The following is a 13,623-nucleotide window of genomic DNA, read 5'->3' on the forward strand; positions in this document are numbered from 1 at the left end:
CACCAATTCCTATCACTTCCGCGTAACGCTCCCTTGTGGCGCGCAGCCCAACACGATAGCTTCAAGGTAACTTGAAATCGGAGGGCGTGATATGGCGCCCAGGCGTCCCCGGTCGGCGGGCGCGCTCCCGAAAACGGCACGCTCCGGTAAATCCGGAAAGCCGCCATTGGTCGAGCAGTCCGCGGCCCAGACCGCCGAGGCGGGGGAGCTTTATGCTGCCCTCGATCTTGGCACCAACAGTTGCCGGATGCTGATCGCCCGACCCATGGGCGCGCAGTTTCAGGTCGTGGACAGCTTTTCAAAAGCCGTCCAGCTAGGCCAAGGTCTTGAAACCTATGGCCGGTTGTCTCGTAACTCGATGGCGCGCACGGTGCAGGCCTTGCAGATTTGTCGGCGCAAGATTGATGCCCATGGCGTCAAACGCATGCGCCTTGTCGCGACCGAGGCGTGTCGGCGCGCCAAGAATGCGCGCGATTTCATGCGCTATGTGCGCCGCGAAACTGGCCTGCCGCTGGAAATCATCGCCGCCGAGGAAGAGGCCCAACTGGCCGTCATTTCCTGCGCCTCGCTGGTCAGCCCAAAATCCGAACAGGTGCTTGTCGTTGATATCGGAGGTGGCTCGACCGAGCTGGTCTGGATCGACCTTGAAGACGTGCCACCGGGGGACCGGGCGCGCGCAATTATGCGGTTGGGGCACGGGTTTAACCAACCCGACGGCCCGATTCCGGCCGCGCGCGTGGTTGACTGGATCTCGGTGCCGCTAGGGGTGGCGACGTTGAAAGATCAGTTCGCGGACGTTGAAGATGACGCCGCGCGCTTTGCCTTGATGAGCTGGTTTTTTGAGGAAAAGCTGGCCGATTTCACGCCCTATGCGTCGGGCAGCCCGCAAGAGGGGTTTCAGATCATCGGCACAAGCGGCACGGTGACCACGGTTGCGGCCTGTCACCTTGGGCTAAAGCGCTATGATCGCAATCGCGTCGACGGGCTGATGATGAATTCGGCGCAGATTGATGCGGTGATCCGCTCGTTCCTGACGCTTGGTCCGGCGGGGCGGCGTGCGGATCCGCGAATCGGGCGCGATCGCCACACGCTAATCATGTCGGGGGCCGCGATTTTGCAGGCGTTGATGCGGGTCTGGCCGACCGATCAGTTGAGTGTTGCGGATCGCGGTTTGCGCGAAGGTCTGTTATACGCGCAGATGGCCGGGGACGGCGTGTTGGAAGAGATGGAATAATGGCAAAGACACCGAGCGGCAAAAACACCTCCGGGCGCGGAGAGCGCGATCTGCGCGTGCGCGTTAAGACCGCCAAGGGGCGCAAGTTGTCCTCGACACTTTGGCTTGAACGCCAGCTCAATGACCCCTATGTCGTGCGCGCCAAGAAAGAGGGCTATCGCGGTCGCGCGGCCTATAAGATATTGGAACTGGACGAGAAATATCGCTTCCTTGTGCCCGGCGCGCGGGTGGTCGATCTGGGCTGTGCGCCCGGTGGCTGGCTGCAGGTCGCGGTCAAGCGGGTCAATGCGTTGGGCGAGAAATCGGGCAAGCGCGTGGGCACTGTGCTGGGCGTCGATCTGCAAGAGGTTGACCATGTTCCAGGCGCGGAATTCCACCAGCTTGATTTTCTTGACGAGGGTGCGGATGACAAGGTCAAGGAATGGCTTGGTGGTAAAGCCGATGTGGTGATGTCGGATATGGCCGCGTCGAGTTCGGGCCATCAAAACACCGACCATTTGCGCATCATTATCTTGTGCGAGGCCGCCGCTGAATTCGCCTTTGACGTTTTGGAGGTGGGCGGCACTTTTGTTGCAAAAGTGCTAGCCGGGGGCACCGAACAGGTGCTTTTAACCACGCTAAAGAAGAATTTTGACAAGGTCGCAAATGTGAAGCCGCCCGCTTCGCGCGCCAATAGCTCGGAGAAATTTGTGGTCGCACAAGGGTTTCGCGGGCGCCGTCATGAAGGTGCGCAAGCGGAGGACGCAGACGAATAACCCATCAGCGAAGATCCGCGCGCATTCCCTTCTGTCTCGATTGTGAGACAGGTGCGCCCCTCAATCACGCCGAATTCGCATTGTGAAAGGTCCGAATCGGGCTAACCTCATGCCTTATACTTGCGCAAGAGGGGAGGCTTTCGCATGTCGCGACATCATGTATCGCAACGTCAGCACGCCGACATCGTGCGTGAAGTCGTCTCGTCGCCCAAAGCGGCAGGGCGCGCGGGCTTTGCCGCCAGTTGGCGTCGCTCGCTGATCCATCACAAAATCGACCCCGCTGAAATGCCTCATGACGCGCGTCTGACTGAGGCCGAGGTGCGCGCGCGCCGTGAAGCCTCGGGGCTGTTGTTGCAAATCGCGGCCCCCGTGCTTGACCGGCTGGCGCGTGCGGCGTGTGATGCGGGTTGCACGGTTTTGCTGTCGGACGCGGGCGGGCTGATCTTGGATGAGCGTGTTCACGCGGGCGATGTTGGGGCGTTTCATTCCTCTAATCTTTCGCCCGGTTCGGATTGGTCCGAGGGCGCGCAGGGCACAAATGGCATCGGAACCTGTCTGGCCGAGGGGCGCGCGGTCACGGTTTGGCGCGATCAACATTTTCTGGCGGGCAATACCGGGCTGACATGCATGGGCGCGCCGGTCTTTGGGGCGCAGGGCGATCTGGCGGGGGTGATTGATGTCAGCTCCGCGCGCGAGGACATGACCGAGGGCTACGCGAGCCTTGTCGCGCTGACCGCCCAAGACGCCGCGCAACGTATCGAGGGCGACCTGTTTCGCGCCGCGTTCCAAGGTGCGCGCATCCTGTCGGCGGGGCCGGGAGAGAATGCCGCGCAAGGGGTGATGCTGCTGGCACTTGATCGCGACGATCTGGTGGTCGGTGCGACGCGCGCTGCGCGCAAATACATGGGAATTTCTGCCGAGCAGATCGGCACCACGCCGGCCAATGACCTGATCGGGCAAGGCGCGCGCGGTGGTCTGCAAGAGGCCCAGCGTGCCGCGATGGCGCGGGCTTTGGCGCGTAATGGAGGGAATGTGTCGGCAGCGGCGCGCGATCTTGGGATCGGGCGGGCGACCTTTTATCGCAAGGCCAAGGCGTTGCAACTGGGCGTGTAGCGCCGCCCGGATTTGCCCGGACGGCATTTCGGTTCAGCCGAGGCTGACCAGCGCGTGGCGTTTCTTGCCCGCAGACAGTTTCACCGGCGCGCCCAGATCGGCGGCACTGAACATCCGGCCCGCATCCGAGCAAGCCTCGTCATTTACCTTCAGCCCGCCCTCTGCGATCAGTCGCTTGCCATCCTTGCCCGATTTCGCAAGCCCCGAGCGCACCACCAGTTGCGCCAGCGAAATGCCATCGCCCAGCTCATCGGCGCTTAGCGTCAAGGTCGGCAGGTCATCGCCCACGCCGCCCTTTTCAAACACTTCGCGCGCGGTGGCCTCGGCGGCCTCGGCAGCGGCGCGGCCGTGGCACAGGGCAGTGACCTCATTGGCGAGGATAATCTTGGCGTCGTTGATTTCAGACCCTTCCAGCCCGCCCAAGCGATCACATTCTGCAACCGGCAGTTCGGTGTAAAGTTTGAGGAACCGCCCGACATCCGCATCGGTGGTGTTGCGCCAGAATTGCCAGAACTCGTAAGGCGACAGCATGTCTTCATTCAGCCAGATCGCGCCCGACTGACTTTTGCCCATCTTCTTGCCATCCGATGTGGTCAAGAGCGGCGAGGTCAGTCCGAAAATCTCATGGTCAAGCACCCGGCGCGTCAAGTCGATCCCGTTGACGATATTGCCCCATTGATCCGACCCGCCCATCTGCAACAGGCAGCCGTAGCGGCGATTGAGTTCAAGGAAATCATAGGCTTGCAGGATCATGTAGTTGAATTCAAGAAAGCTGAGCGACTGTTCGCGATCCAGCCGCGACTTGACCGATTCAAAGGATAGCATTCGGTTGACCGAGAAATGCCGCCCGATATCGCGCAGGAAATCGAGGTAGTTCAGCCCGTCCAGCCATTCCGCATTGTTCAGCATCAGCGCGGGCGTCTCGCCCTCGTAATCGACGTATTTCGCAAACACCTTCTTGATGCCCGCAATATTGTCGTCAATCTGGGCCGGCGTCAGCAGAGGGCGTTCATCGGCGCGAAAGGACGGATCGCCCACCTTGGTGGTGCCCCCGCCCATCAGGGTGATCGGCTGGTGGCCGGTTTTTTGCAGCCAGCGCAGCATCATGATCTGGATCAGCGAGCCGACATGCAGCGATTTAGCGGTTGCGTCAAAGCCGATATAACCCGGCACGACACCCTTGGCCAAAGCCTCGTCAAGGCCTTGATAATCCGTGCAATCGGCCAAAAAGCCCCGCTCGATCATCACGCGCATGAAGTCTGATTTTGGATGGTAGGTCATCGTGCTTGTTCCTTTCCTAACAGCGTGCGTATATCGGGCAGGGCGGCGAGAGGGAAGCCATGTTGAAACCGGGTCCAGTCTGGGCGGCAGGCACGATGTCGGGAACGTCACTGGACGGGGTGGATGCCGCGCTGGTGTTAAGTAATGGCGAGCGGATATTGGATTTTGGCCGCTCTGACTATCGCCCCTATTCCGACAGCGAACGGCAGGTCTTGCATGCTGCTTTGGGGCGCTGGCCCGAGGAAGAGGGCGTTAGCGAGGCCTGCGAAGTCGTCGAAACCGCGCATGCCGAAATTCTGTCGGGGCTGGGCGAGGCGCATCTTATCGGCTTTCACGGCCAGACCTTGGCGCATGATCCCGATGGTCGCCACGGCCCGCGCCGCACGCATCAAGCGGGCGATGGCTCGGTTCTGGCCGAGGTGCTGGGGCGTCCGGTGGTCTGGGATTTCCGCTCTGCCGATGTTGAGATGGGCGGGCAGGGCGCGCCGCTTGCGCCGTTCTTCCATTTTGCCTGCGCGAAATATGCCGGGCTGACGGGGCCTGCGGTGTTTCTCAATCTCGGCGGGGTGGGCAATATCACTTGGGTCGATCCGCGCCAGCCGGGACCCGAAGTGCCCGGTGCGGTGCTGGCCTTTGACACTGGCCCCGCCAATGCGCCGATCAATGATTTGATGCGGATGCGGCGCAAGCTCGATCAGGATGAAGGCGGCGCGCTGGCGTTAGAGGGCCGCGTCGATGAGGCGGCGCTGCAAGACTTTCTTAACCATCCCTATTTCCTGCGCATGCCACCCAAGTCGCTAGACCGCAACGACTTTCATGACATGCTGTCGCGCGTTTCCGATTTGAACGATGCAGACGCTGCCGCCACCCTGACCGCCTGTGCCGCTGCTGCCGTGGCGCGCGGGGGCGAGCATTACCCGATCCCGCCCCAGGCGATCTATGTCACCGGCGGCGGTCGGCTGAATGCGGCGCTTATGGTGGCGCTGCAATCGCGCATGAACATCCCCGTGCAGCCGATTGAGGATATCGGCTTGGATGGCGACATGCTGGAGGCGCAGGCATTCGCCTATCTGGCGGTGCGTGTGGCGCGCGGGTTGGCGACCTCGGGACCGTCGACCACCGGGGTCGGGGCGCTGATCGGGGGCGGTAAGATTTCCCGGCCCGGCTAGCAGGAAAAAGCAACCCGCCAGAGGCGGGTGCCTCCGGCGGGAGTATTTTTGGGCTAGATGAAATCCTTATTTCAGGATTGAGCGGCCTGCATATTCAGCGGTTTCGCCCAGCATCTCTTCAATACGGATCAACTGGTTATATTTTGCCAACCGGTCCGAGCGCGCGAGCGAGCCGGTCTTGATCTGGCCGCAATTCGTCGCCACGGCCAGATCGGCGATGGTGGAGTCCTCGGTCTCGCCCGAGCGGTGGCTCATCACGTTGGTATAGCCCGCGCGATGGGCCATATCGACGGCTTGCAGCGTCTCGGTCAGGGTGCCGATCTGGTTGACCTTGACCAGCATCGAGTTCGCCACGCCTTGCTTGATGCCATCGGCCAGACGCACAGGGTTGGTCACGAACAGATCGTCGCCCACCAGTTGCACCTTGTCGCCCAGACGCTCGGTCAGCAGCTTCCAGCCCGCCCAGTCATCTTCGGCCATGCCATCTTCGATCGAGATGATCGGATAGGCGCCCAGCAGCTTTTCAAGGTAGTCGACGTTTTCCTCGGATGTCAGGCTCAGACCCTCGCCCGTCATCTCGTATTTGCCGTTCTTGTAATATTCGGTCGAGGCGCAATCCATCGCAAGATAAATATCCTCGCCCGGTTTATAGCCTGCTTTTTCAATGGATTTCAGGATCAGATCCAGCGCCGCCGTGGTCGAGCTGAGTTCCGGCGCAAAGCCGCCCTCATCGCCAAGCCCGGTGTTCAGGCCAGCGGCCGAAAGTTCCTTTTTCAGGGTGTGGAACACTTCCGAGCCCATGCGCACCGCGTCGCGGATATTGCCCGCGCTGACCGGCATGATCATGAATTCCTGAATGTCGATCGGGTTGTCGGCATGCTCGCCACCATTGATGATGTTCATCATCGGAACCGGCAGGATGCGCGCCGAGGTGCCGCCCACATAGCGATAAAGCGGCAGGGCCGAGGTGTCGGCAGCGGCCTTGGCCACGGCCAGCGAGACGCCGAGGATCGCGTTTGCGCCCAGACGGCCCTTATTGTCGGTGCCATCGAGTTCGATCATCGCGCGGTCGATTTCGACCTGCTCGGTGGAATCCTCGCCCACCAGCGCCTCGGCAATCTCGCCATTGACGGCCATCACCGCCTCAAGCACGCCCTTGCCGAAATAGCGGGACTTGTCGCCATCGCGGCGCTCATGCGCCTCATGCGCGCCCGTCGAGGCGCCTGAGGGAACGGCTGCGCGCCCCAGCGTACCGTCTTCGAGGATCACGTCGACCTCAATGGTGGGGTTGCCCCGGCTGTCCAGAATTTCGCGGGCGTGGATGTCGATGATGGTGCTCATGGCGCTCCCCTTATGGGTAAATTAAGGCTGCAAAATCTATAGCCCGCTCAGGGGCGCACGAAAAGGGCACGACGCATGAAATTTGCGTGGCTCTTAGGCGCGGCGCAACCGGGCTTGGCGCCACAGCGTATAAAGTCCCGACCCAACGATCACCGCGCCGCCGATCAGGGTCCAGCGATCTGGCGGCTCGGAAAATACGCTCCAGCCGATCAGGACGGCGAAAATCAAGCGCGAATAGCGAAACGGGGTGATGACGGAAACCTCACCGATCCGCATCGCGAGGATTAGCGCGTAATAGCCAAGCGGCCCGACAACCAGCGCGCCCGCGATCATTGCCCATTCTGCCGTGCTTGGCATCAGCATTGGCGCGGGGCTGAGCGCCTGGATCACCGCGCCTGCGGGCACAACCACGCCAAACCCGTAGGTCGCAAGCTGCATCGAGGTGATTGCCCGGGGCACTTTGCGCGTGGCCAGATCGCGCGCGGCCAGCCCCACGACGGCGACGACAGGCAGCAGCGACAGCATCGAGAACCCTTCGGTGCCGGGGCGGATCACGATCAGCACGCCAAGAAAGCCGACCCAGATCGCCGACCAACGCCGCCAGCCCACTGCCTCGCCAAAGAACAGCGCAGCGCCCAAGGTGACGGCAAGTGGCGTGGCTTGCAAAATCGCCGAGGCCTGCGCGAGGGGGGTGAAAATTACCGCAGCGACAAAACAGACGGTGCCAAGAATTTCACCGCCATTGCGCAGCAGGACGGACCCCGCCAGCAGATCGCGCGAAATCAGTCGATCGCGCCGCCATAGCGCAACTGCGCCAAACAGGAACGCGCCGCCGACGCCGAGTAGCATGAGCACCTCGCCTACCGGCAGACGTTCCCCCATCGCTTTGACGAACATATCCTCCAGCGCAAAGCCCGCCATTGCGGCGACCATCAACAAACTGCCTTGGAAATTTTCGCGGCTCGGATCCATGCGGCTCTCGGAGAACGGGGATGTATTGCAGCCTTATCGGGGCAGGCGGCGCGGGGCAAGAGCGGCTAGATCGGCTGCGCGCGCGCCACGATGCCCCCGATATCTGCCCAAATCGGCAGATGATCCGAGGCCACCCGCGCCAGTGGCGTATCCAACACGCCCGTACGCACCACGCGCAAGCCCGGTGCTGTCACGACCCGGTCCAGTCGGCCGAACGGTGCGCGCGCCGGATAGCTCGCGCCGGGGGCGTGCACGTGAAAACCCGTCAGCGTCTCAAAGCCGCGCTCGTTTCGCCATTCGTTGAAATCGCCAATCGCGAGTGCGGGATGAGGGTGCGCGTCCCGCATCAGTTGCGCAATACGCGTCCACTGCGCGCGCCGGTCCGTGCGCCGCAATCCCAGATGCGCCCCCACCAGCGTAAATGGCCCGCCACTATCGGGCGCGATTTTCACAGCCAGCGCGCCGCGTGGCTCTAGGCCGGGCAGGGTGATGGCCTCGACCCCGAGCACCCGCGTGCCGCGCCGCACCAGCACGACCTGACCATGCCAGCCAAGGCTGTCCGGCCCGGTGCGGGGCATGTCATGGCGCTCGAAATCGGTCTCGGCCTCGATCAGCTTTTGCGCCAGCGCCGCGGGGCGCGTGCCCATACGGCGATCCACCTCCTGCAGTGCAATCACATCGGCTTGCAGGGCATTGATCACGGCGATGATGCGCTCAGGATCGCGCCGCCCATCCGAGCCCACGCATTTGTGCAGATTGTATGAGGCGATTCGAAGTGTCATAATATCAATGCTTTACAGTATGAAGTTCATGTTCCACAGAAGGTTTGTGAGACCCGCTCAGCGGGGCGCGGGGCGGTCTCGTATCCAGAGTAACGCGCGTCCTCGGTGAACGGGTCCGCGAGGGCGGCGTTCAACTCGTAAAACGGTGCGTAATCGCCTGCCAAGGCTGCCTCGATCATCGCCTCCACCTGATGATTGCGCGCGATGCGCAGCGGGTTGGCGCGCGCCATCACGGTGCTCGGGTCCGCCTCGGCTTGCAAGCGCGCGCGCCAGTCCTCGGCCCATTGATCAAAGGCAAGGCTTTCGGTGAACTCCGCGCGTGCGGCATCAGGATCACGCCGCAATGCACTGAAAACACGCGTGAAATCTGCTTGTTCAGTTGCCATGCGTTCCAGCAGGGAATGGATCAGCGGCAGGTCGTCTTCGGTTGGCTCGGCCAGCCCGATTTTCGCCCCGAACCGCCGCAGCCAAGCGGCCTGATAGACCGGGATAAAGCTGTCAACGGCACCGCTGGCGGCCTCAATCGCGGCGTCCTTTTCCCCCATCAGTGGCAGTAGGCTGGTCGCAAGTTGCGCCAGATTCCAGATCGCGATTTGGGGTTGCTGGCCAAAGGCATAGCGGCCGAACTGGTCGATTGAGGAAAATACCTTGCGCGGATGGTATTCATCTAAAAAGGCGCAAGGTCCGTAGTCAATCGTCTCGCCCGAGATCGCCATATTGTCGGTGTTCATCACGCCATGCACGAACCCAAATGACATCCACGCCGCGATCAACTCACCTTGTGCTATCGCGACTGCGCGCAGCAAGCCAAGCGGTCCGTCTGCGCTTGGATAATGTCGTGATATCGCATAGTTACACAGCGTTTCTAAAGCATCCGTGTTGCCGCGAGCGGCGAAATACTGAAACGTGCCGACGCGCATATGGCTCGCCGCCACACGCGTTAGAATTGCGCCGGGACGCTGCCAGCCATCGCGCGACACGGTGGCGCCCGTGGTGACGGCAGCCAGCGCGCGCGTGGTTGGCACGCCAAGTGCGGCCATCGCCTCGGATAGCGCATATTCGCGCAGGACCGGCCCGATCCACGCACGCCCATCCGAGCGCCCACGCGAAAACGCCGTGCGCCCCGATCCCTTGAGCGCCAGATCAAAGCGCGCGCCGTCGGGGGCAAGAACCTCGCCCAACAACACCGCACGCCCGTCGCCCAGACGGGGCACGAAGCCGCCAAACTGATGGCCCGCATAAGCCTGCGCAATCGGTTCGCCACCCTCGGGCATCGCATTGCCCGCCAGCATTGCGACACCCGCAGGGCTGGCAAGCCAATCGCTATTCAGCCCCAGACGCGCCGCCAGATCGCGGTTCAGCGCGACCAAGGCGGCGTCAGGCACCGGGTCTACTGGCTGGAGCTCAAAGAACCCGGCTGGTAACCGGGCATAGCTATTGTCGAAAGTCGGGGTCATGCGCGCTCCTTTCCCCAGATATAGGTTGCAAGCAGCGCGATCCCAATCCCTTCTTTGGTGCGACTGAGCTATCGACGCGTTGCGGAGGCGTGCTAGGATCGGCGCATGTCCGGTCATCCGCTCAAATCTGTTTGCCATATCGCGCCGCCTGTTCTTGTGGCGCTGATCCTGACAGCCTGCACCGAGGCGAACCATGTCGGCAATCCGCTAACATTGCCGATCCGCGCTATTGCGACAGGCGCCGAGAACGCCGCTTATAGCCACAAGCGCGGCATCGTTAAAACGTGGATCATCAAGAATGAGGCGGGGATGCGGGCTGAAGATTTTGACGGCCCCGTGACGCAATCTTTGCTGGCAACGCTGCCCGCCAAGGCGCGCAATCAAGCGCGCCAAGACCTGAAAGAGGCCGCCCCGCATGCCGATTTCGCCGAGCGGGCCACTGTGATCATCATGGTGCATCGCACCTAAGCGAGCACGCCGCGCCCTCACAGCCGCGCGATGCGGTCTATCAGCAGCGCGTAAAACCCCGCCGCGTCGATGTCGCCGATGAACAGCGCATTGGGCGCACGATCAGTGACACGCCACCAATCGGCCACCGTCATGCCCATCGTCAGCTCAGACTGCGTTTCGATCTCGACATTGATATGACGGCCGGTGAACAGATCGGGGGCCAAAAGATAAGCGATCACGCAAGGGTCGTGCAGCGGCGCGCCTTCAGAGCCGTATTTCGCCATATCGAACCGCTCGAAGAAATCGGTCCAGCTTGCCACAGCATGACCCACCTGCGTTCCCATCGCGCGAAACGCCTCGACACGGGCGCGCGAGGTCAGCGCCTTATGCGTGACATCCAGCGGCATTGCCACTATCGGAGCTTCTGATTTAAACACAATATCAGCAGCTTGCGGGTCGACATGAATGTTGAATTCTGCTGCGGGCGTGGTGTTTCCGACCTCGAAATAGGCCCCGCCCATTAGCACGATTTCCGCCACGCGATCCTTGATATCAGGCGCACGTTCAAAGGCCGTGGCGATATTAGTGAGCGGCCCAAGCGGGCACAATGTCACCGTGCCAGCGGGGGCCTCGCGCAGCGTCTCGATCAGGAAATCGACGGCGTGCTGATCTTGCAAAGCCATCTTGGGATCAGGCAGTTCGATCCCGTCCAGCCCGCTTTTACCATGCACGTTCTCGGCGGTGACCAGCGCGCGCGCCATTGGGCGATCACAGCCGGCAAAGACGCGCATATCGGCGCGCCCGGCCAACTCGCAGACCTTGCGCGCATTAAGCGCTGTCAGCGCCAGCGGCACATTGCCCGCCACGCAGGTTATGCCCATCACCTCCAGCTCGGGACTTGCCAGCGCCAGCAGGATGGCGACCGCGTCGTCCTGGCCCGGATCGGTGTCGATAATGATCTTGCGCGTCATGTTTGACCTCTCGTTATCGCGCCAAGATGAGACAGGGCGCGGGCATTGTCCATGCGCCGTGAAAGCAACCTCAATCGGGCGTGTTTTTGCCATATTACGCCACTAATTCTGAAGCCAACCAGAATAACCGGAGGCAGAGCATGACCCATCGCCATCACCTTTTCATCGCATCTCCCGCCTCGGGCGTGCTCGGGGCGCATGTCGCACGCACGCTTGCCAGCGGGCAGGACGCGCTGGCCAAGGCAGGCTATGGCGTGGCCGTTCTGGGGCCCCATCGCGGCGGTCAGATTCATCTCGACGCCGCTTTGATCGGTCAAGCGGAATGCGGGTTATTTCACTTCTTTGGCGATGCGCGTGCGCGGGCCACGCGGTTTGCGCAGCGCTTGAAGGCGCCGATTGGCCGTATCGTGATCCAGACGCTGCCTTACGATCAGTATTACCCGATGATGTGGCGCCATCTGGCCGTGACGCGCGCGCTCCACCCCTTTGCAGGGGCGACCGCGCGGTTGGTGGATCGGCCGCGCGGTTGGGCGCAGGTGATCGAGGATCTGCATGCCGCGCTACAGCCGCAAGAGATCGTTGTGCTGCCCGCGCCCGTTCTTGTCGATGAGGCGCTGGCCGCCCTCGTTCCCGGCGCGCGCCTTGATGCGCGCACGCCCGCTCTGCCAGATCACTCCGATAGCGAAATTGCGATGCTTCAACGCCTGCACCGTGCCAATGTCACGCTGGCACCGCATCAGATGCACCGCCTCAGCAAGTTTCATGCACACCAACCCCAAGGCGCGCCGCTGGCCGGGTTTGACGTGCTGGACGCGATGAAACTGCGCCAACGCTACACGCGCGATTTGGACCAGATCGCCGCGATGGCGCACACGCGCATCGGCGCCGATCTGGATTTTGCAATCGCTGCGCAATAACGCGCGTTAGCCGTCGATATCGACCTGATCAATCAGCTTGAGGGCGGCAGGGCGCAGCTGCGCGATCTCGTCAAGCGGCAGGGTGTCAGGGGTCAGATCTCCCCAGCTTGCCACCAGATCCGAGCGTTTCACACCGGGCTTGACCGGAAATTCGTGATTGGTCTCGGCATAGATTTCCTGCGCCGCATCCGAGACCAGAAACTCCATCAATTTCAACGCCTCGGCCTTGTTCGGCGCGGCTTGGGTCATTGCCACACCCGAGATGTTGACATGCGTGCCGCCGCCCTCAAATACCGGGAAGTCAAGGCGCACCGCATTGGCCCATTCGTGCTGTTCGGGATCGGCCAGCATCTGGCCCATGTAATAGGTGTTGCCCAGCGAGATGTCACATTCGCCCGCCCAGATTGACTTGACCTGACTGCGGTCATTGCCCTCAGGTCGCTTGGCAAGATTGGCCTTGAGACCCTCTAGCCACGTCTTGGTTTCGGCCTTGCCGTGATGGGCTAGATAGGCCGCGGTGAGCGCCACGTTATAATCGCTGGTGAACGAGCGGGTGCAGATCCGGCCCTTCCATTTCGGATCGGCGAGATCTTCGTAGGTGGTGACTTCGCCCGGTGCGACGCGATCTTTCGAGGCATAGACGATGCGCGCCCGCGTGCTAAGCGCGAACCATTGGTTGCCCGGATCGCGCAGATTGGCCGGGATCGCAGCGATTAGGGCGGGGTCATCAACGGGCTGAGTCACTCCTGCAGCCACGACCTCTTCGATGCGCGCGATATCGACCGTCAGCACCAGATCGGCGGGGCTGCGTTTGCCCTCGGCGCGTAGGCGTTCCAGCATGCCTTTGTCGACGAAGGCGGTGTTCACTTTGATGCCGGTTTGCGCGGTGAAGGCGTCAAAAAGCGGGGCGATCAGCTCGGGTTGGCGATGCGAATAGACGTTCACATCGGCCAGCGCGGGGCTGGCAATCAGGGTGGCCAAAGGTAGGGTCAAAGTTTGGGCCAAAGTCAGGGGTAGGGGCGTTTTCATGTCTCTCTCCTGTCACGCGGTTCGCGGCCAGAGGTAAAAGGCGATCACGAGCCCGTCAATAGTTGAGTGAAATAATCAGAAATTAATTTTGGATCGAAAAAAAAACGCCCGGCGCATTTGCGAACCGGGCGTTTTGCAATGCAGTTCCTAAG

Annotated in this window: 13 protein-coding genes; 6 read left to right on the plus strand and 7 right to left on the minus strand. The window is 61.9% G+C overall.

Features of this window, described 5'->3' with window-relative positions:
• The first annotated feature begins 91 nt into the window (after window positions 1-91).
• From ACN0SD_RS09720 to ACN0SD_RS09730, 3 genes are all read left to right on the plus strand, one after another.
• A complete protein-coding gene (locus ACN0SD_RS09720; RefSeq protein WP_417808044.1) occupies window positions 92-1,234 on the plus strand; it encodes a Ppx/GppA phosphatase family protein in 1,143 nt (380 codons plus the stop codon).
• On the plus strand, window positions 1,234-1,989 hold the full coding sequence (locus tag ACN0SD_RS09725; RefSeq protein ID WP_417808045.1) for an RlmE family RNA methyltransferase: 756 nt from the start codon (window positions 1,234-1,236) through the stop codon (window positions 1,987-1,989). Before ACN0SD_RS09720 ends, ACN0SD_RS09725 begins: the two co-directional genes overlap by 1 nt.
• Before the next feature lie 144 nt (window positions 1,990-2,133).
• A complete protein-coding gene (locus ACN0SD_RS09730) occupies window positions 2,134-3,102 on the plus strand; it encodes a GAF domain-containing protein (protein ID WP_417808046.1) in 969 nt (322 codons plus the stop codon).
• Window positions 3,103-3,135: 33 nt separating this feature from the next.
• Here ACN0SD_RS09730 and tyrS read toward each other — a convergent pair whose 3' ends face one another.
• A complete protein-coding gene (gene tyrS / locus ACN0SD_RS09735) occupies window positions 3,136-4,383 on the minus strand; it encodes a tyrosine--tRNA ligase (protein WP_417808047.1) in 1,248 nt (415 codons plus the stop codon).
• 59 nt (window positions 4,384-4,442) lie between these two features.
• Here tyrS and ACN0SD_RS09740 point away from each other — a divergent pair, with 59 nt between their 5' ends.
• Window positions 4,443-5,552, plus strand: coding sequence for an anhydro-N-acetylmuramic acid kinase (locus ACN0SD_RS09740; protein ID WP_417808048.1), 1,110 nt, complete (start codon window positions 4,443-4,445; stop codon window positions 5,550-5,552).
• A gap of 66 nt (window positions 5,553-5,618) precedes the next feature.
• On the opposite strand, the gene eno is transcribed toward ACN0SD_RS09740, so the two are convergent.
• The 4 genes from eno to ACN0SD_RS09760 all read right to left on the minus strand — a co-directional run bounded on the left by eno (window position 5,619) and on the right by ACN0SD_RS09760 (window position 10,104).
• Window positions 5,619-6,893 (minus strand): phosphopyruvate hydratase, encoded by a 1,275-nt coding sequence (eno, locus tag ACN0SD_RS09745; RefSeq protein WP_417808049.1) that lies wholly within the window; start codon window positions 6,891-6,893, stop codon window positions 5,619-5,621.
• A gap of 93 nt (window positions 6,894-6,986) precedes the next feature.
• Window positions 6,987-7,865, minus strand: coding sequence for a DMT family transporter (locus ACN0SD_RS09750; RefSeq protein ID WP_417808050.1), 879 nt, complete (start codon window positions 7,863-7,865; stop codon window positions 6,987-6,989).
• Window positions 7,866-7,930: 65 nt separating this feature from the next.
• Complete coding sequence (locus ACN0SD_RS09755; RefSeq protein WP_417808051.1) at window positions 7,931-8,647, minus strand: endonuclease/exonuclease/phosphatase family protein; 717 nt, start codon at window positions 8,645-8,647, stop codon at window positions 7,931-7,933.
• A gap of 26 nt (window positions 8,648-8,673) precedes the next feature.
• Window positions 8,674-10,104 carry a protein adenylyltransferase SelO gene (locus tag ACN0SD_RS09760; RefSeq protein ID WP_417808052.1) on the minus strand — a complete coding sequence of 477 codons (1,431 nt, stop codon included), beginning with the start codon at window positions 10,102-10,104 and terminating at the stop codon, window positions 8,674-8,676.
• A gap of 105 nt (window positions 10,105-10,209) precedes the next feature.
• On the opposite strand from ACN0SD_RS09760, the gene ACN0SD_RS09765 reads away from it, so the two are divergent.
• A complete protein-coding gene (locus tag ACN0SD_RS09765; protein WP_417808053.1) occupies window positions 10,210-10,572 on the plus strand; it encodes a hypothetical protein in 363 nt (120 codons plus the stop codon).
• Window positions 10,573-10,589: 17 nt separating this feature from the next.
• On the opposite strand, the gene ACN0SD_RS09770 is transcribed toward ACN0SD_RS09765, so the two are convergent.
• Window positions 10,590-11,525: a nucleoside hydrolase gene (locus ACN0SD_RS09770; RefSeq protein WP_417808054.1), complete on the minus strand. Its 936-nt coding sequence runs from the start codon at window positions 11,523-11,525 to the stop codon at window positions 10,590-10,592.
• 140 nt (window positions 11,526-11,665) lie between these two features.
• Between ACN0SD_RS09770 and ACN0SD_RS09775 the strand changes: the two genes are divergently transcribed.
• A complete protein-coding gene (locus ACN0SD_RS09775) occupies window positions 11,666-12,442 on the plus strand; it encodes a hypothetical protein (protein ID WP_417808055.1) in 777 nt (258 codons plus the stop codon).
• A 6-nt stretch (window positions 12,443-12,448) separates the two neighbouring features.
• On the opposite strand, the gene ACN0SD_RS09780 is transcribed toward ACN0SD_RS09775, so the two are convergent.
• Window positions 12,449-13,471 (minus strand): Fe(3+) ABC transporter substrate-binding protein, encoded by a 1,023-nt coding sequence (locus ACN0SD_RS09780; RefSeq protein WP_417808056.1) that lies wholly within the window; start codon window positions 13,469-13,471, stop codon window positions 12,449-12,451.
• Between the last annotated feature and the right edge of the window lie 152 nt (window positions 13,472-13,623).

The organism is Thioclava sp. (genome assembly GCF_048263065.1).
Taxonomy (GTDB): Bacteria; Pseudomonadota; Alphaproteobacteria; order Rhodobacterales; family Rhodobacteraceae; genus Thioclava.

What these genes read in the sequence shown, in the direction of transcription:
- ACN0SD_RS09720 (WP_417808044.1), top strand. Translation starts at nt 92, where the DNA reads ATGGCGCCCAGGCGTCCCCGGTCGGCGGGCGCGCTCCCGAAAACGGCA.
- ACN0SD_RS09725 (WP_417808045.1), top strand. Translation starts at nt 1,234, where the DNA reads ATGGCAAAGACACCGAGCGGCAAAAACACCTCCGGGCGCGGAGAGCGC.
- ACN0SD_RS09730 (WP_417808046.1), top strand. Translation starts at nt 2,134, where the DNA reads ATGTCGCGACATCATGTATCGCAACGTCAGCACGCCGACATCGTGCGT.
- tyrS (WP_417808047.1), bottom strand. Translation starts at nt 4,383, where the DNA reads ATGACCTACCATCCAAAATCAGACTTCATGCGCGTGATGATCGAGCGG.
- ACN0SD_RS09740 (WP_417808048.1), top strand. Translation starts at nt 4,443, where the DNA reads ATGTTGAAACCGGGTCCAGTCTGGGCGGCAGGCACGATGTCGGGAACG.
- eno (WP_417808049.1), bottom strand. Translation starts at nt 6,893, where the DNA reads ATGAGCACCATCATCGACATCCACGCCCGCGAAATTCTGGACAGCCGG.
- ACN0SD_RS09750 (WP_417808050.1), bottom strand. Translation starts at nt 7,865, where the DNA reads ATGGATCCGAGCCGCGAAAATTTCCAAGGCAGTTTGTTGATGGTCGCC.
- ACN0SD_RS09755 (WP_417808051.1), bottom strand. Translation starts at nt 8,647, where the DNA reads ATGACACTTCGAATCGCCTCATACAATCTGCACAAATGCGTGGGCTCG.
- ACN0SD_RS09760 (WP_417808052.1), bottom strand. Translation starts at nt 10,104, where the DNA reads ATGACCCCGACTTTCGACAATAGCTATGCCCGGTTACCAGCCGGGTTC.
- ACN0SD_RS09765 (WP_417808053.1), top strand. Translation starts at nt 10,210, where the DNA reads ATGTCCGGTCATCCGCTCAAATCTGTTTGCCATATCGCGCCGCCTGTT.
- ACN0SD_RS09770 (WP_417808054.1), bottom strand. Translation starts at nt 11,525, where the DNA reads ATGACGCGCAAGATCATTATCGACACCGATCCGGGCCAGGACGACGCG.
- ACN0SD_RS09775 (WP_417808055.1), top strand. Translation starts at nt 11,666, where the DNA reads ATGACCCATCGCCATCACCTTTTCATCGCATCTCCCGCCTCGGGCGTG.
- ACN0SD_RS09780 (WP_417808056.1), bottom strand. Translation starts at nt 13,471, where the DNA reads ATGAAAACGCCCCTACCCCTGACTTTGGCCCAAACTTTGACCCTACCT.